Source organism: Mycobacterium senriense, from assembly GCF_019668465.1.
GTDB classification, from domain to species: Bacteria; Actinomycetota; Actinomycetes; order Mycobacteriales; family Mycobacteriaceae; genus Mycobacterium; species Mycobacterium senriense.
The window spans coordinates 4147434-4167406 of sequence record NZ_AP024828.1 but is presented as its reverse complement, the minus strand read 5'-3'; the positions used below and the strand labels follow the sequence as shown (position 1 = coordinate 4167406).

General features: G+C 67.3%; 2 protein-coding genes (1 of these 2 only partly in view). Both read right to left on the bottom strand.

The genetic code is table 11. The features are described 5' to 3' along the window. Nucleotides 1-19762 carry the 5' portion of a non-ribosomal peptide synthetase gene (locus MTY59_RS19630; RefSeq protein ID WP_221042621.1) on the bottom strand. 1229 nt of this gene lie to the left of the window's left edge, so only the first 19762 of its 20991 coding nucleotides appear in the window; it begins with the start codon at nt 19760-19762; its stop codon lies off the left edge, out of view. Further along, on the bottom strand, nt 19746-19973 hold the full coding sequence (locus tag MTY59_RS19625) for an MbtH family protein (RefSeq protein WP_221042620.1): 228 nt from the start codon (nt 19971-19973) through the stop codon (nt 19746-19748). Before MTY59_RS19625 ends, MTY59_RS19630 begins: the two co-directional genes overlap by 17 nt.

Sequence of the window (19973 nt, the reverse complement as noted above, 5' to 3'; positions counted from 1 at the left end):
TCCCGGTCACATACCCCACCAGGCGCTTGTCGCCTGGGCGGTCCTCACGGGCAACCACGACCGCCTGCTCCACCCCATCCAGCGCCGTCAGTGCGGCCTGAATCTCACCGAGTTCGATGCGATACCCGCGGATCTTGACCTGCTCATCGCCGCGCCCCACATACCGCAGCTGCCCATCAGCACCCCACTGCACCAGATCCCCGGTGCGATACATCCGTGTGCCGGGCGCTCCCGCACCGGCGTACGGACAGGCCACAAACCGCGACCCGGTCAAAGCAGCCCGGCCCGCATACCCACACGCCACCCCGGCACCGGCCACATACAATTCACCGACCACCCCCACGGGCACCGGCCGCAACCAGCCGTCCAGCACAAAAAACGCCGCCCCCGGGACCGGCCTACCGATCGACACCACCCCCGACCCCGGTGTCAGCGGCGCGCTGAACGTCACAACAATCGTGGTCTCGGTCGGGCCGTAGGCGTTGACCATTACGCGCCCGGGCGCCCACCGATCCACCACCTCGGCCGGGCAGGCCTCGCCACCCACGACCAACGCCATCAACTCCAACCCCTCAGGGGAGAGCATCGCCGCCGCCGAGGGGGTCTGGGCAAGCACGCTGACGCGTTCACTGACCAGCAAGGCGTGGAAGTCCTCCGCCGAGCGTGTCACTGAGTCGGGCACCACCACCAACCGCCCACCGTGCAGCAGGGCCCCGCAGATCTCCCAGACCGACGTGTCGAATCCATAGGAATGACACAGCGCCCACACCCCCGGCACCGGCAGATGTGCCTGCAGCGCATTCAGTGAGGTCAGCAGCTGGGTGACGTTGTGGTGGGTGACCGCGACCCCCTTTGGGGTGCCAGTGGTGCCCGAGGTGTAGATGATGTAAGCAATGTCCTCGGGGGCCGCCGCCGCCAAGCCCGTGCACGGGTAGCTGGAGATCCGAGGGTCGTCGATGTCGATGACCAGCAGCGTGCCCCCGTCCAGCCGATCGGCTAACCCCGTGCTCGTGATCGCAGCCATGGGGGCTGCATCGGCAACGATTAACTCCATCCGGGCCGCCGGCAACGCCGGGTCGATCGGCAGATAGGCCGCCCCGGTCTTGAGCACCGCCAGGATCGCCACGATCGCCTCGGTGGAACGGTTGAACAGCAACGCCACACACTGTCCCGGGCCCGCCCCCTGGCCGGCCAGCAGATGCGCCAACCGATTGGACGCCTCATCGAGCTCTCTATAGGTCGTAGAGCGACCGTCGCAGCTGATCGCCACCGCCTGCGGCACGCGGGTGACCTGCGCGGCGAACAGCGCCGGAATCGACACCGGGGTGCCCACCGGCGCGCTCAACACCGCCCGGTTGCCAATCTCATCCAGCCGGGCATACTCCTCCGCTTCAAGCACATCCATCGACGAGAGCCGCCGGGACGGGTCGTCGGTGAACGCCATCAATACCCGCTGCAACCGTGCGATCAACGCCTCGATGCTGGCCGCGTCGAACACGTCGGTGCGGAACTCCACCGAGCCGCCGATCCCGGCGGGCTCCCCGGCCTGGTTCCAGCGTTCGCCCAACGAAAATGTCAGGTCCGTGCGGGCGACCTGGGTGTCCGCGGACAGCGGGGTGACCTGCAGATCACCCAGGGCCAACTCGGCGGGGGCGCCGTCTTCTTGAACGAAGTTCTGCCAGGTCAACGCCACCTGCACAAGCGGCTGATGGGCCAGGCTTCGGGTGGGGTTGAGCCGCTCCACCAGTACCTCGAAGGGCACGTCCTGGTGCTCGTAGGCGGCCAGGCTGCGCTGACGCACCTGAGCCAGCAGCTCAGCGACCGTCGGATCGCCGGCCACCTCCACCCGCAACACCAGGGTGTTGACGAAGACCCCCACCAACTCATCCAGCGCCGGGTCGCGCCGTCCGGCGATCGCGAACCCCACCGCCACGTCGGAGCTGGCGCTGAGCTTGGCCAACAACACCGCCAGGGCGGCCTGGATCACCATGAAGCTGGTCGCGTTGTGCGCGCGGGCCACCCGAGCCACCTGCTGCTGCAGCTCGGCCGGCCAGTCCACGACCACACTGGCGCCGCGGTAATCGGCCACCGGCGGGTAGGGCCGATCGGTGGGCAGCATCAGCCGCTCGGGCAGCCCGGCCAGCGCTTGCTCCCAGTAGGCCAGCTGGTCGGCGATGCGGCTCTCGGCATCGGCCACCTCACCGAGCTGCGCGCGTTGCCACAGCGTGTAATCGGCATATTGCACCGCCAACGGCGCCCAACGCGGGGCTTGCCCCGCACACCGGCTGGCATAGGCCACCCCCAGATCAGCAACCAGCGGGGCCATCGACAAGCCGTCGGCAGCGATATGGTGCACCACGGCCACCAGCACGTGCTCGTCGTCGCCGACGCGGAAAAGTGTTGCCCGCAACGGGATCTCGGTCGCAAGGTCAAACGGGTGACGCACCGTGGCGCCGATGGCCTCCTGCAGCCGGCTTTCCGGCCAGCCGGTGGCATCGATGACCTGCCAACCGAAGTCGGCCCGCTCGGCTGGGATCACCACCTGCTGCGGGATGCCCTCTACTGCCGGGAACAGGGTGCGCAGGCTCTCCTGGCGTGCCACCACATCGGCCAGCGCCGCCCCCAACGCCTCGGCATCCAGGCGCCCACCCAGCCGCAACGCCGCCGGCATGTTGTAGATAGGTGAGGGCCCCTGCAACTGGTCGATAAACCACAACCGCTGCTGGGCAAACGACAACGGCACCACCGCGGGCCGCTCAACCGCCACCAACGGCTCCAGCCCGGCCCCATCTTCGCCGATGCGGGGCGCCAATTGAGCCGCCGTTGGCGCGTCGAACAAGGTGCGCACCGCAAGGCCGGCATCCAAGGACTTGTTGATCGCGGCGATGACCCGCATCGCCGACAGCGAATCTCCGCCCAGGTCGAAGAATGAGTCGTCGACTCCGACAAGCTCGAGCCCGAGTACCTGGGCGTAGATGCCGGCCAGGATCTCCTCGACCGCGTTGGCCGGGGCCCGATACTGATCGGTGTCCTGATATTCGGGTGCCGGCAGGGCACGGGTGTCCAGTTTGCCGTTGACCGTCAGCGGCAGCGCGTCGATCACCACCACTGCGGCCGGGACCATGTAGGCCGGCAGGCGCTCGGCCAGTGCTGCACGGATCTCGGCCGGGTCCGCGGTGCCGGTGACATAGCCGACCAGGCGCTTTTCCTGGGGGCGGTCCTCGCGGGCGACGACCGCCGCCTGCTCCACCCCATCGAGTGTGGCCATCGCCGCGCGGATTTCCCCGAGCTCGATGCGATACCCGCGGATCTTGACCTGCTCATCGGCACGCCCCAGATACCGCAGCTGCCCATCGGGGCCCCAACTCACCAGGTCCCCGGTGCGATACATCCGCGCCCCGAACTCCCCAAACGGGCAGGCCACAAACCGCGACCCGGTCAACGCGGCCCGGCGCACATACCCACACGCCAGCTGACGACCGGCCACATACAACTCGCCGACCACGCCGGCGGGTACCGGTCGCAGCCACTGATCCAGCACGAAGAAGGCCGCACCCGCTACCGGCGAGCCGATCGGCACCACATCCGACCCCGCCGCCAGCGGCGCACTCAAGGCCACCCACATCGTCGTCTCGGTCGGACCGTATTCATTGATCATCACCCGCCCGGGTGCCCACCGCTCCACCAGCTCGGCCGGACACGGCTCACCACCGACCAGCAGGGTCAGCGACTCCAACCCCTGCGGCGACAACGTCCCCACCGCCGACGGGGTTTGGCATAAGACGCTGACCTGTTCGCCAACCAGCAACGCGTGGAAGTCGTCCGGGGAGGCCGCCACCGACTCGGGCACCACCACCAGGCGCCCACCGTGCAGCAGAGCGCCATAGATCTCCCAGCCCGAGATATCGAAACTGTAAGAGTGCCACTGCGACCACACCTGCCCGGGCGCGGCCAAACCCGGATCCAGAGACCCCATCAACTCGGTCACGTTGTGGTGGGTGATGGCCACACCCTTGGGCACCCCGGTGGTGCCCGAGGTGTAAATCAGGTAGGCGATGTCGTCGGGGGCCGGCGCCGGCAAACCCGTGCACGGATAGGTGTCAATCCGGGGGTCGTCGACGTCGATGACCGCCACGTCATGCCCGTCGAGCCGGTCGGCGAGCTCGGTGGTGGTGAGCGCGGCGACCGGCGCGGCATCGGCGAGCACGAACCCGATCCGGGTCGCTGGATGCGCGGGATCGATCGGCAGATAGGCCGCCCCGGTCTTGAGCACCGCCAGGATCGACGCTATGGCCTCGGCCGACCGCGAAAACAGCAGTGCCACAGTCTGTCCCGGACCCGCGCCCGCAGCCGCGAGACAATGCGCCAACCGATTCGAGGTTTCATCGAGCTCGCGGTAAGTCACCGACAGGCCCTCGCACACGAGCGCCAACGCGTCCGGGGTGCGGCTCACGTGGGTGGCGAACAATTCCGGAATCGACACCCGAGCGCTCGACGGGCTGGACAAAACCGCTTTATTACCAAGCTCTTCCAGCCGGACCTGCTCGGTTTCATCGAGCACATTGATCGACGACAACAACCGGGACGGCTCGGCGGTGATCGCCACCAACACCCGCTGCAACCGCGCGATCAATGCCTCGATGCTGGCCGCGTCGAAGACATCGGTGCGAAACTCCACCGACCCGCCGATCCCGACGGGCTCACCGGCCTGGCTGAAGCGTTCGCCCAGGGTAAACGTCACGTCCATGCGGGCGACCTGGGTGTCCGCCGATAACGGCGTGACCTGCAGATCACCCAAACCCAACCCGGCGGGGGCGCCGTCGTCGACGGCGAAGTTCTGCCAGGCGAACAACACCTGCACCAGCGGGTGATGATTCAGGGCTCGGGTGGGATTGAGCCGCTCCACCAGTACCTCGAAGGGCACGTCCTGGTGCTCGTAGGCGGCCAGGCTGCGCTGACGCACCTGAGCCAGCAGCTCAGCGACCGTGGAATCACCGGCCAGGTCGACCCGCAACACCAAGGTGTTCACGAAAAAACCCACCAGCCCATCGAGCGCGGGATCATCACGCCCGGCGATCGGGAACCCCACCGCCACATCCGAGCTCGCGCTGAGCTTGGCCAGCAGCACCGCTAAGGCGGCCTGGATCACCATGAAGCTGGTCGCATTGTGCTCGCGGGCCACCCGACGAATTTGCTGCTGCAGCTCGGCGGGCCAGTCCACCATCACACTGGCCCCGCGGTAATCGGCCACCGGCGGGTAGGGCCGGTCGGTGGGCAACGCCAGCCGCTCGGGCATCCCGGCCAGCTCCTGCTCCCAGTAAGCCAGCTGCGCAGCGATGCGGCTGTCGGCATCGGCCACCTCACCGAGCTGCGCGCGCTGCCACAGCGTGTAATCGGCATATTGCACCGCCAACGGCGCCCAACCCGGGGCATGGCCTGCACACCGACTGGCATAGGCGACCCCCAGATCAGCAACCAACGGGGCCATCGACAAGCCGTCGCCCGCGATATGGTGCATCACGGCCACCAGCACATGCTCGTGGTCGGCGACGCGGAAAAGCCGCGCCCGCAACGGGATCTCGGTGGCCAGATCAAACGCATGACGCACCGTGGCGCCGATGGCCTCCTGCAGCCGGCTTTCCGGCCAGCCGGTGGCATCGATGACCTGCCACCCGAAGTCGGCCCGCTCAGCCGGGATCACCACCTGCTGCGGGATGCCCTCGACTGCCGGGAACAGGGTGCGCAGGCTCTCCTGGCGTGCCACCACATCGGCCAGCGCCGCACCCAACGCCTCGGCATCCAGACGCCCACCCAGCCGCAACGCGGCCGCCATGTTGTAGATCGGTGAAGGCCCCAGCAACTGGTCGATAAACCACAACCGCTGCTGGGCAAACGACAACGGCACCACCGCGGGCCGCTCAACCGCCACCAACGGCTCGCGCCCACCCCCATCGGCACCGACACGCAGCGCCAACTGGGTAACCGTGGGCGCCTCGAACACGGTGCGCACCGACAGATCGGCATCCAGACCCATCTCGATCGCGGCGACCAGGCGCATCGCCAACAGCGAGTCCCCGCCCAAATCGAAGAACGAGTCGTCAACACCGACTTGGTCGATCCCCAGCACTTCGGCGAACACGCCGGCCAGGATCTCCTCGACCGGGCTAGCCGGAGCGCGATAACCGGCATTCTGGTACCCCGGTTCCGGCAGGGCGCGAGTATCGAGTTTGCCGTTGGGCGTCAGCGGCAGCGCATCGATCACCACCACCGCGGCCGGCACCATATATTCCGGGAGCCGCTCGGCCAGCGCACTTCGCACCCCGGCGGGGTCCGCGGTCCCGGTGACATAGCCCACCAGGCGCTTATCGCCCGGGCGGTCCTCACGGGCGATCACCACCGCCTGCTCCACCCCGTTCAGCCCGGCCAGCGCGGCCTGAATCTCCCCGAGTTCGATGCGATACCCACGGATCTTGACCTGCTCATCAGCACGCCCCACATACCGCAGCTGCCCATCAGCACCCCAACACACCAGATCCCCGGTGCGATACATCCGCGCCCCGAACTCCCCAAACGGGCAGGCCACAAACCGCGACCCGGTCAGCGAAGGCCGACCCACATACCCACACGCCAGCCCTCCACCGGCCACATACAACTCCCCGACCACCCCGGCGGGCACCGGGCGCAACCAGTCATCGAGCACAAACAACGCCGCGCCGGCCACCGGCGCACCGATCGGCACAGCACCGGACCCCGCCGCCAGCGGCGCGCTCATCGCCGCATATATCGTGACCTCGGTCGGGCCGTAGGCGTTGATCATCACCCGCCCCGGCGCCCACCGGTCCACCACCTCGGCCGAACACGCCTCACCACCCACCAGGAGTGCCACCGACTCCAACCCCTCGACCGGCAACGCCGCCACCGCCGACGGGGTCTGGGTCAACACGCTGACCTGCTCAGCAACCATCAAGGCGTGAAAGTCTTGCGGTGAGCCAGTCACCGACTCGCTCACCACCACCAGACGCCCGCCGTGCAACAACGCGCCCCAGATCTCCCACACCGAGAAGTCAAAGACATAGGGATGGCACTGCGTCCACACCCGTCCCGGCGGCAGTCCGGCATTCAATGATTCCAATTGCTGGGTGAGGTTGTGATGGGTGATCGCCACTCCCTTGGGCACCCCGGTGGTGCCCGAGGTGTAGATCAGGTAGGCGATATCGTCAGGGGCCGGCCCCGGCAAGCCCGTGCACGGCTGGGTGTCCATGCGGGGGTCATCGACATCGATGACCAGCAGCTCGCGCCCGTCCAGCCGCGCCCGAAGGTCCGCCGTGGTGATCGCGGCGATCGGCCCAGCATCGTCGAGCAGGAATCCGATCCGCTCCGCCGGCGCCGCCGGGTCGATCGGCAGATACGCCGCCCCGGCCTTGAGCACCGCCAACATCGCCACGATCGCCTCGATGGAACGGGAAAACAGCAGCGCCACACACGCTCCCGGGCCCACCCCCTGGTCGGCCAGCAGGTGCGCCAACCGATTCGACGCCTCATCGAGCTCGCGATACGTGATGGAGCGGCCTTCGCAGGTCACCGCCAACGCCTTCGGGGCGCGGGCCGTCTGCGCGGCGAACAGCACCGGAATCGACACCGGCGTGATCACCGACTCGGTCAACGCCGCCCGGTTGCCGATCTCATCGAGCCGGGCATGCTCACCCTCGTCGAGCAGGTCCACCGACGAGAGCCGCCGGGTTGGGTCGGTGGTCATCGCCACCAATACCCGCTCCAACCGCTCAACCAACGCCTGGATGGTGTCGGTGTCGAACACGTCGGTGCGGAATTCCACCGTCCCGCCGATCCCGGCGGGCGCACCGGCCTCCGTCCAGCATTCCTTGAGGAAAAAGACCACATCCATTTTCGCGGTCTGGGTATCCCCGCCCAGCGGGGTGATCTGCAGATCACCCAAGCTCAGCCCGGTCTCGGAGTCATCGACTTGCCCGGGGAAGTTGTTCCAGGCGAACACCACCTGGATCAGGGGGTGATGGGCCAACGATCGGGTGGGGTTGAGCCGCTCCACCAGCGCCTCGAAGGGAACATCTTGGTGTTCGTAGGCGGCCAGGCCGCGTGCTCGTACCTGGGCCAGCAGTTCGGCCACGGTGGGATCGCCGGTCAGATCGACGCGCAGCACCAAGGTGTTGACGAAGAACCCGACCAGCTCATCGAGTGCGGGATCGCGGCGCCCGGCGATCGGGAACCCCACCGCCACATCGGTGCTGGCGCTGAGCTTGGACAGCAACACCGCCAGCGCGGCCTGGGTCACCATGAAACCGGTCGCGTTGTGCTCGCGGCCCACCCGAGCAATCTGCTGTTGCAGGTGCGCCGGCCAGTCCACCGCCACCCGAGCGCCGCGGTGATCCGCCACCGGCGGGTAGGGCCGATCGGTGGGCAGCTGCGTCCGTTCGGGCATCCCGGCCAGCGTCTGCTCCCAGTAGGCCAGCTGCGCGGCGATGCGGCTGTCACTGTCGTCGAGATCACCAAACTGCGTGCGCTGCCACAGCGTGTAATCGACATACTGCACCGGCAATGGCGCCCAGCCCGGGGCCTGCCCCGCGCACCGGCTGGCATAGGCCACACCCAGGTCACGCACCAGCCGGGTCGTCGACCAGCCATCGGCGGCAATTTCGTGCACCACGGCCACCAGCACGTGTTCGTCGTCGGCGACGCGGAAAAGCCGTGCCCGCAACGGGATCTCGGTGGCTAGGTCAAAGCCGTGGTGCACCGCGGCGCCGACGGCTTCACCCAGCCGGTCTGCCGGCCACCCGGTGGCATCCACAACCTGCCAACCGAAGTCGGCTTGTTCGGCGCCCACCACCAGCTGGTGGGGCACGCCATCGATCGCAGGGAACAGGGTGCGCAGGCTCTCATGGCGGTCCACCACATCGGCCAGCGCCGCACCCAGCGCCTCGGCATCAAGACGTCCGTTGAGCCGCAACGGCACCACCACGTTGTAAAGCGGTGAAGGTCCCTGCAATTGGTGGATAAACCACATCCGGCTCTGGGCAAACGACAGCGGAATCACCGCCGGCCGCTCCACCGGCTTCAGCGGCTCCAGGCCCCCACCCTGACCGATACGAAGCGCCAACTGGGCAACCGTAGGCGCCTCGAACAGTGCACGCACCGAAAGATCGGCATCCAGACCGGTGTTGATCGCGGCGATTACCCGCATCGCCGACAGCGAATCCCCGCCCAGGTCGAAAAACGAGTCGTCGACGCCGACCTTGTCGATCCCCAGCACCTGGGCGTAGATGCCGGTCAGTGCCTCCTCGGTGGGGGTACACGGGGCGCGGTAACGATCCGCACCCTGGTACACGGGTGCCGGCAAGGCTTTACGGTCGATCTTGCCCGAGGACGTCATCGGGAACTCGTCGAGCACCACAATGTGGGTTGGCACCATGTATTCGGGCAACCACGCGCTCAACTGCTGACGCACCGCGGTGATTTTGGTGTTGGTCTGGGGGTCATTGGCGTGGGTGCTGCGTTGGTGGACCCCATCGGGTGGCATATATAGACCGGTCAGCGGTGGGGTGTGCTCAGCGTCAGCTGCCGAGATGAAGACGGCATCCAGGGTGCCGGGTTGAGCGCCCCAGGTGACCGCGACGTGATATCCGGCGGTCTCACCAAGGCCGTGCAGTTGTTCGGGGACAACGGCATCGGCGCCGTCGGCGTGGGCCAGCGCGTCGGCTAGGGGCAGCCCGGCGGCCAGGGCGTGTTCGATGTGGACGTCGCTGATCACTCCGGCGCGGGGAACGCCAGTGACACGAATGGCGCCCGGACGCTCAGACATCAACCGGGTATGCAACCCGTCCAGGCCTGCGCAGTGGGTCCACGCCCAGCTGTCTGCGCCGGCCAATGAGCGCACAGGTGCGGGGGATTTATAGACGACGACGTCGTAGCGGTACCGGTTGAGTTCGTTGTCGGCCATCCCGCGCTTGACTTCGATTTCCAGTCCGGCCGACGACGGGTGGTCGCCGGCCCAGGTGGTGAAAAACTCTGGGGCCAGCAGCAATTCGGGCTCGCCGAGCACGGCACGCTGAACTCGTTGGCGAATTTCGGCGGCGTCGGCGGTGTCGGTGCGGGCCAGGGCCACCCCGGTTTGAAACGCGCCCTGCAGGCTGTGGTTTCGGACGTCGCCGATGAACAATGCCCCACCCGGCGTCAGTAACCGCATCGCCACGGCCATCACGTCGCGCAGGTACCCCGCACTCGGGAAGTACTGGACCACCGAGTTGAGCACCACCACATCGAAATGGCCCTCGGGCAACCCGTCGGCCACGTCCGCCGGCTGCACCCGGAGCTGCACCCAGTTACCCCACAACTGCTCAGCCACCGCTGCCTGCAGCGTCTGGATCGTCGGCGCGGAAAAGTCTGTGCCCCAATACTCGACACAGTCCGGGGCGATCTGCGACAACAGCAGCCCCGAACCCACGCCGATCTCCAAAACCCGTTGCGGCCGCAGGGCGTTGATCCGGTTCACGGTGGCCGAACGCCACTCCACCATGTCCTCGAGCGGAATCGGCTCGTCGGTGTAGCTGCTGTTCCAGCCGCGGAAGTCCATCCCGAATCCCGGCACCTCGACCTCTGCGTCGTACAGGTCGTCGTACAGTTGTTGCCACTCTTCGACGATTTCGGCGTCGTCGTCGGCGGTACTGGTCTGCCCCAACGTGACGTAGCCGATCAAATGCGGACCGGTGTCGCTCTCGTGCACGCTGGCCGCGGCCTGGGTGACCTGCGGGCAGGCCAGCAGGGTGTTTTCGATCTCGCCCAACTCGATGCGCTGCCCGCGCAGTTTGATTTGACTATCAGCGCGACCTAAGTAATCCAGGGTGCCCTCAGCCGTCCAGCGGACCAGATCCCCGCTGCGATACATCCGCGCCCCGGGCTGCCCAAAACGATTCGCCACGAACCGTTCCGCGGTCAACCCGGCCCGGCCCACGTAACCGTGTGCCACCACCGGCCCGGCCAGGTACAACTCGCCTACCACGCCAGCCGGGGCCGGGTTCAGCTGCGCATCGAGCACCAGCGCACACACCCCGGCCAGCGGGGCACCGATGCGCACCGGCTGACCCGCGACCAGCTGCGCGCAGGTAACCCAGATGGTGGTCTCGCTGGGGCCGTAGCCGTTGTACATCCGCCGACCCGGCGCCCAGGCCGCCACCACCTCGTCGAGGCAGGCCTCCCCCACAGCGATCACCGTGTCCAGCCCATCCAGCCGGGCCCGATCCAGTGACGACAGCACCGTCGGAGTCAAAATCGCCGCACTGACCCGCTGGTCCTGCAGCAACGCCGTCAACGCATCCCCGGCGTACACCCCCGCCGGAGCCACCACCAACGCCGCCCCGGACTCGACGGCCCACAAGAACTCACCGACCGAGGCATCAAAGGTGGGCGCGGCCACCATCAACACCCGTGCATCCCCACCCAACCCGAACATCTCGCCTTGCGCCGCAGCCCAACCCAGCAGACCGGCGTGGCTGACCGCCACCCCCTTGGGCACACCGGTGGACCCCGACGTGAAGATCACATACGCGCCGTTATCCGCCCCCAACGGCGCCAGCCGGTCGGCGTCGGTAATCGGATCCGCGCGGTACCCGGACACATCCAGATCATCGATGCGCAGCACCGGCCGCGCCCCGGCCCCATCAACGGTGTCGGCGCCGCAGCTCAACACGCACACCGCGCCGACCGCGTCAAGCACCGCCGCGATGCGCTCCACCGGATGGGCACGGTTGATCGGCGCATACACTCCGCCGGCCTTGACCACTGCCCACCAGGCCACGACCAACTCCACACACCGATCCATGGCCACGCCCACCGCGCGCTCGGGACCCACGCCGGCCTCGATCAGCACCCGCGCCAACCGCGTCGACCACGCATCGAGCTCGCCATACGACACCGCTCGACCACCGTCGATGACGGCCACCGCGTCCGGGTTGGCCGCCACCGCGGCCGTCAGCAACGCCGGTGCCACCCCCACTGGCGCGGTCACTCCAGCACCCGACCAGCCCGACAGCACCAGATCACGCTCACCGCGATCCAGCAGCGACACTTCGCCCACCGCCACCGAGGCATCGGCCACGACCGCCTCGATCACCCGGCCGAACCACCCGACCAACCGCTCGACGGTGGACCGGTCATACAAATCCGTGGCATACATCATCAGCCCGGTGGCCATCGGCGCACCCGCGTCCGCGCTGGGCACCTCGCTCAGCTCGATGTCCAGGTCGAACTTGGCGGTGCGGGTAAACACCGCCAACTGCTCGACGCTGACCCCCTCCAGCGTCATCTCGGGGCGCGCATTGTTCTGGAAGACCAACAGCACCTGAAACAGCGGATGATGCGACGCCGAGCGCACCGGGTTGAGCTGCTCGACCAGCAGCTCGAACGGCACATCCTGGTTGCTGTAGGCATCCAGCGCCTGCTGGCGCACTTGCTCGAGCACCTCGTTGAACCGCTGCGCCGAACTCACCCCTACCCGCAACACCCAGGTGTTGACGAAAAACCCGACCAGCTCATCCAGCGCGGCATCCATCCGCCCGGCGATGGGCGCGCCCATCGCCACGTCCTCGCCGGCTCCCACCCGGTGCAACACCACCACCATGGCCGCCTGCAACACCATCGAGACCGTCGCGTTATGGGCCGCCGCCAACGCCTTGACCCCGGCCCAGTTCTGCGGGTCGATGCTGAGCTCCACCTCATCGCCGCGATAACTGGGCACCTGCGGGCGCGCCCGATCCGTCGGCAGCGACACCACCTCGGGCAGATCGGCCAACTGCTGCCGCCAATAGGCCAGCTGCCCGGCGATCACGCTGTCGGGGTCGGACTCGGCGCCCAACCAATCCTGTTGCCACAGTGTGTAATCGGCATACTGCACCGGCAACGGCGCCCACTGCGGGGCCCGACCCTGCCGCCGCGCCCGATACGCCTCGCCGATATCCCTGGCCATCGGGGCCAGTGACCAGCCATCAAAAGCAATGTGGTGCACCACAATTCCCACCACATACTGCTCGGGGCCCACCGCATAGATCTGGGCCCGAATCGGGATCTCGGTTGCCAAATCAAACCGGTACCCGGCCAGCGCCGCCAGCTCGCCGACCAGATCCTGCTCGGTCAACGACACCACCGCCGCGTCCCCGCGCCGCCACATCCCCGCCTCGGCCGGCAACACCTGCTGCACCGGCACACCATCGATGTCGGGAAATATGGTGCGCAGCGATTCGTGGCGCACGATCACATCATCGATAGCCGCGCCCAGCGCCTCGACATCGAGCGCCCCGCTGATCCGAAACGCGGTGGGAATGTTGTAGGTCGCCACCCCGCCCTCGAACCGGTCGAGGAACCACAACCGCTGCTGGGCAAACGACAACGGCACTACGGGCGGCCGCTCCACGGCCACTAACGGCTTACGCCCGCCCCCATCGACGCCGATACGTTCCGCCAACTGGGCAACGGTGGGCGCCTCGAACACGGTGCGCACCGCAAGGTGAGCATCCAGGGCGCTGTTGACCGCGGCGATCACCCGCATGGCCGAAAGGGAATCCCCGCCCAGGTCGAAGAAGGAGTCATCGACACCGACCCGCTCGAGCCCGAGTACCTGGGCGTAGATGGCGGCCAAGGTCTCTTCGGTAGGGGTGACCGGGGCGCGGTACCGGTCACCCTCGGTGTATTCGGGGGCCGGGAGCGCGCGGATGTCCAGTTTGCCGTTGACCGTCAATGGCAGCGCGTCGATCACCACCACCGCCGCGGGCACCATGTAGGTGGGGAGCCGCTGACCCAACCAGGCCCGAATGTCGGCCGGGTCAGCGGCTCCAGTGATGTAGCCGATCAGGCGCTTGTCGCCGGGGCGGTCCTCGCGGGCGACCACCACCGCCTGCTCCACCCCATCCAGGGCGGCCAGTGCCGCGCGAATCTCGCCGAGCTCGATGCGATAGCCGCGGATCTTGACCTGCTCATCGGCGCGACCCAGATAATCCAGCTGCCCATCGGCACCCCAGCACACCAGGTCCCCGGTGCGATACATCCGCGCCCCGGAATCCCCGAACGGGCAGGCCACGAACCGCGTCCCGGTCAAAGCAGCCCGGCCCACGTATCCGTAGGCCAGCCCGCCGCCGGCGACATACAACTCCCCGACCACCCCGGCCGGCACCGGATGCAACGACGCATCCAGCACAAAAAAGCCAAGATGCACCAACGGCACCCCGATCGGGCTGACATTGCGGTCGACGTCGGCCACGCCGATCTCACGGAACGAGGCATGCACCGTCGTCTCGGTGATCCCGTACATGTTGATCAGCCGCGCCGACCCCGGGTGCTTGCGCAGCCACGTCCCAAGACGCTGGGGTTCGAGCGCCTCGCCGCCGAACACCACCGTCTGCAGCTTCAGCTGAGATCCCAACTCGTCTGCCCGCGCATCGGCGGCTTGCAGCGCATAAAACGCCGACGGCGTCTGACTCAATACGGCGACCTGTTCGGCAATCAGCAACGCGCGCAGGTCTTCCGGCGAGCGCACCACCGCATCGGGCACCACCACCAGCCGGCCGCCATGCAGCAGCGCACCGAAGATCTCCCACACCGAAAAGTCAAAGGCCAACGAGTGACACTGCGACCACACTTGCCCCGGAGACAGTTCCAGGTCGGCGTTTAGCGCCATCAGCAGCCGGGTCACGTTGTGGTGCGGGATGGCCACACCTTTGGGGACACCGGTGGTGCCCGAGGTGTAAATCAGATAAGCGATCGCCTCGGGGGCCGGCGCCGGCAAGCCCGTGCACGGGTAGCCGGCGATGCGAGGGTCATCGACATCAATGACCGGCAGGCCACGGCCGTCGATCCGGTTGGCCAGCCCAGTGGTGGTGATCGCGGCGATCGGTGCGGCATCGGCAACCATGAACTCGATCCGGGCCATCGGCACAGCCGGGTCGATCGCCAGATACGCCGCCCCGGTTTTGAGCACCGCCATTATCGCCACGACAGCCTCGGCCGACCGCGGCAACAGCAGTGCCACACACTGCCCTGGGCCGGCGCCCAGGCCGGCCAACAGGTGCGCCATCCGGTTCGACGCCTCGTCGAGCTCCCGGTAGCTCATCGAGTGGTCTTCGAAGGTCACCGCCAGCGCTTCGGGCGCACGCGTGACTTCAGCGGCAAACACCGCGGGAATTGACGCCGCGGTTGACGCCGTCCGGGCCAACACCGCCCGGTTACCGATCTCGTCCAGGTGGGCGTGCTCATCGGTATCGAGCACATCCACCGACGACAACCGCCGGCTGGGATCGGCGGTCAAGGCCGCTAGCACCCGCTGGAACCGCTCGATCAGCGTTTCGATGCTTTGGGTGTCGAACACGTCGGTGCGGAACTCCACCGTCCCGCCGATCCCGGCGAGCTCACCGGCCTCGCTCCAGCGTTCGCCCAACGAGAACGTCAGGTCCACGCGGGCGGTGCGGGTGTCCATCGGTACCGGGCTGACCTGCACATCGCCCAACGCCAGCCCGGTGGGGTCCCCGGCGAAGTTCTGCCAGGCCAACATCACCTGGACCAGCGGATGGTGATTCAGCGACCGAGTCGGGTTGAGCCGCTCCACCAGCACCTCGAAGGGCACGTCCTGGTGTTCGTAGGCGGCCAGGCTGCGCCCGCGCACCTGGGCCAGTACGTCGGCGATGCTGGGATCCCCGGCCACATCGACGCGCAGCACCAAGGTGTTGACGAAAAAGCCCACCAGCTCATCGAGTGCGGGATCACCGCGCCCGGCGATCGGGAACCCCACCGCCACATCGCTGCTGGCGCTGAGCTTGGCCAGCAACACCGCCAGCGCGGCCTGGATCACCATGAAGCTGGTCGCGTTGTGCTCGCGGGCCACCCGACGAATTTGCTGCTGCAGCCCGGCCGGCCAGTCCACGGCCACACTGGCCCCGCGGTAATCGGCCACCGACGGGTAGGGCCGATCGGTGGGCAACGCCAGCCGCTCAGGCATCCCGGCCAGGGCCTGCTCCCAATAGGCCAGCTGGGCGGCGATCGGGCTCTCGGTGTCGGCCAGATCACCGAACTGCGCGCGCTGCCACAGCGTGTAGTCGACATACTGCACCGGCAACGGCGCCCAGTCGGGGGCTTGCCCCGCACACCGGCTGCCATAGGCCATCCCCAGATCAGCCACCAGCGGCGCCATCGACAAGCCGTCGGCGGCGATATGGTGCACCGCGGCCACCAGCACGTGGTCGTCGTCGGCGAGGCGGAAAAGCATTGCCCGCATTGGGATTTCGGTGGTCAGATCAAACGCGTGGGAAGCCATCGCCTCGATGGCCTCATCCAGCTGTGTTGCCGGCCAGCCGGTGGCATCGATGACGTCCCAGCCGAAGTCGGCCCGCTCCATGGGAATAACCACCTGCTGGGGTATGCCCTCGGGTGCCGCGAACAGGGTGCGCAGGCTCTCGTGGCGGCCCACCACGTCGGCCAATGCCGCACTCAACACGTCGGCATCGAGCCGCCCGCTGAGCCGCAACGCCGTCGCCATGTTGTAGATCGGTGAAGGCCCCTGCAACTGGTCGATGAACCACAACCGCTGCTGGGCAAACGACAACGGCACCACCGCGGGCCGCTCAACCGCCACCAACGGCTCCAGCCCGGCCCCATCGGCACCGATGCGGGGCGCCAACTGCGCAACGGTAGGCGCCTCGAATACGGTGCGCACCGCCAGGTGAGCATCCAGGCCGGCGTTGACCGCGGCGACCAGGCGCATCGCGGACAGCGAATCCCCGCCCAGGTCGAAGAAGGAGTCGTCAACCCCGACCCGTTCGAGCCCGAGTACCTGGGCGTAGATGCCCGCCAGGATCTCCTCGGTCGCGGTACTCGGGGCGCGATAGCCATCGCCCGAGGCGTACTCGGGTGCCGGCAACGCGCGGGTATCGAGTTTGCCGTTGACCGTCAACGGCAGCGCGTCGATCACCACCACCGCGGCCGGGACCATATATTCCGGGAGCCGCTCGGCCAGCCGGAGACGCAGCTCGGCCGGATCGGCGGTCCCGATGACATAGCCCACCAGCCGCTTATCGCCCGGGCGGTCCTCACGGGCAACCACCACCGCCTGCTCCACCCCATCCAGCCCGGCCAAAGCCGCACGGATCTCACCGAGCTCGATGCGATACCCGCGGACCTTGACCTGCTCATCGGCGCGGCCCAGATACTGCAGCTGCCCATCAACGCCCCACCGCACCAGATCCCCGGTGCGATACATCCGCGCCCCGGGCTTCCCGAACGGACATGCCACAAACCGCGACCCGGTCAACGAAGCCCGGCCCACATACCCACACGCCACGCCGCGACCGGCCACGTACAACTCGCCGACGACCCCCGGCTGCGCCACACGCAACCACTCGTCGAGGACGAACAGCGCCGCGGTCGACACCGGCGCACCGATCGGCACCACACCGGCCCCGACCGACAGCGGCGCGCTCAACGACGCGTACACCGTGGCCTCGGTGGGGCCGTAGGCGTTAATCACCACCCGGCCTGGCGCCCACGCATCAACCACCTCGGCCGGGCAGGCCTCACCGCCGAGCAGCAAGGCCACCGACTCCAACCCCTGCGGGCACAGTGCGGCCGCCGCCGACGGGGTTTGGGTGAGCACATTGACGTGTTCACTGACCAGCAACGCGTGGAAGTCATCCGGGGAGCCGACCACCTCGTCGGGTACGACCACCAGCCGGCCGCCACCGAGCAGTGCGGCCCAGATCTCCCACACCGAGAAGTCAAAGGCATAGGAGTGGCATTGCGTCCACACCTGCGCCGGCGGCAGGTCTGAGGGCTGCGAGTCCGCCAGATGGGTCAGGTTGCGGTGGGTGACCGCCACACCCTTGGGGACACCTGTCGTTCCCGAGGTGTAAATGAGGTAAGCGATGCCCTCCGGGTCCGGCGCCGGTGGCGCCGCGCTGGATTGGGTGTCCACCGCGGGATCGTTCATATCGATGACCGCCAGATCGCACCCGTCCAACCGAAGGCGGAGGTCCGCGGTGGTGATGACGGCGATCGGGGCGGCGTCGCTGAGCATGAACCCGATCCGGGCCGCCGGCAGCGCCGGGTCGATCGCAAGGTAAGCCGCCCCGGTCTTCAGCACCGCGAGCATCGCCACGACGGCCTGGGCCGAGCGTTCCAACAGCAACGCCACACACTGCCCCGGCCCGATACCCCGGTCGATCAGCAGGTGCGCCAACCGGTTCGCGGCCTCCTCGAGTTCCCGATACGTCAGGCCGCCGCCCTCGAAGCTGATCGCCACCGCCTCGGGAGCGCGGGCCACCTGGTGGCCAAACACCACCGGAATCGACACCGGCTGCGGTGCGGGCTGGGTCAACAGCGCTCGGTTGCCCCACTCATCCAGGCGGGCGTACTCACCGGGGTTCAGCACATCCACCGACGAGAGCCGTCGCCCCGGATCGGCGGTCATCGCAACCAACAGCTGCTGCAACCGTCCCGCTAAATCGGAGAGGTCAGAATTCGAATTCAGCTGCCCGGCGCCGACCGTGCCGAGAGAGAGCTGGTCTCCGTCGCCGGAGAAGACCAAGCCAAAGCCGCCCCGGTGGCCAAGGTTGGTATATGACGCCGATGCCGTCATACCACCGAAGGACAGCGTGAAACTTGACGGGAGGAAATTGACGCTCACCCTATCTGCTGACTGCCCCGAGCCGCGGGTATGGATTTTGCGCTCAAGAGCCTGCACCGGAAATCTCTGATGCCGCAGCGCTTCCCTTATTCGGGTGTCAACCTGGGCACCAAATTCGGCAACCGTCGATTCGGGCGAAACCCGCAACACCAACGGCACCACCCCGGCCACCATCCCGGGAAGCGTCTTCAACTCCGGACCTACTCGCCTGCTGACCGGGAAGTCGAGCACCACCTCTGAGTCCTCGGCGCACCACCCACGCACCAAAAGTGCGCACGCCGCTGTGATGACCGATGATCGCGGCACGTTCCATGCTCGGGACAAGTCATCAACCCGGCGAAGGACCGCTGCATCCAGCTTGACCGGCGCGGACGGACGATACGGATCATGTTCGCCCGCGGCTTGGGGCAACCGATAATGCGATTGATTTTCCGTTGGAAGGTTTTCAGCCCAATAGGCCTGGTCGTCGAGGAAATCGTCGGACGCTTCGTATTCTGACTCGCAGTCAACCAGGTCCTGTAACGAGCCGAAAACGGAGGGAGGGATCGGCGCGCCAGAAACAATTGCCGAGTAGACGGATGCAACCCGTTGGCCTACCAGCGCAATGCCGGATCCGTCCGCGACTATGTGATGACTGCACGCGAACAAATAGAATTCATCGAGCCGCGCCCGAAATAGCGCGAATTTGAACAGCGGGCCGCTGAACGGCATCGGCGTGCGTTGGATCGAGGACGCTATCTCATGGGCTTCCTGCACGGCATGGTCCGAGCCGGTCAGGTCATAGAAGGCCAGCTCGACATCCGGATAATCCATCACCCGTTGGAAAACCCGGCCATCCACCTCGAAGATGGCGGCCCTACCCGGTTCGGCCTCCTGCACCGCCCGGCGGATCGCCCACTCGAGGGCATCACGGTCTACCGCGCCCTCGATCTTCACGAATAGGCCGAGCTGCCATTGCGTACCAGACTGACCCGATTCCTGCGCAAGCCAAATGTCGAGCTGCCCGCGCGTCAGCGGATATTCCTGGGCGTCGGGATCTGTCGGTCGCCCGCACGGTTCAACGATCAAAACCACGGCTTACCAGCCTCTCGCGCAAACTCTTCGGACGGATGTCAGCCCAGTTCTGTTCGATGTACTCCAGGCACGCGGCGCGATCGGCTTCCCCGTAAACCATCTGCCAGCCGGCTGGAATATCGGCGAACGCCGGCCACAGGCTGTGCTGCTCCTCGTCATTGATCAAGACGAAAAAGCTGCCATTGTCATCGTCGAACGGATTGGTACTCAC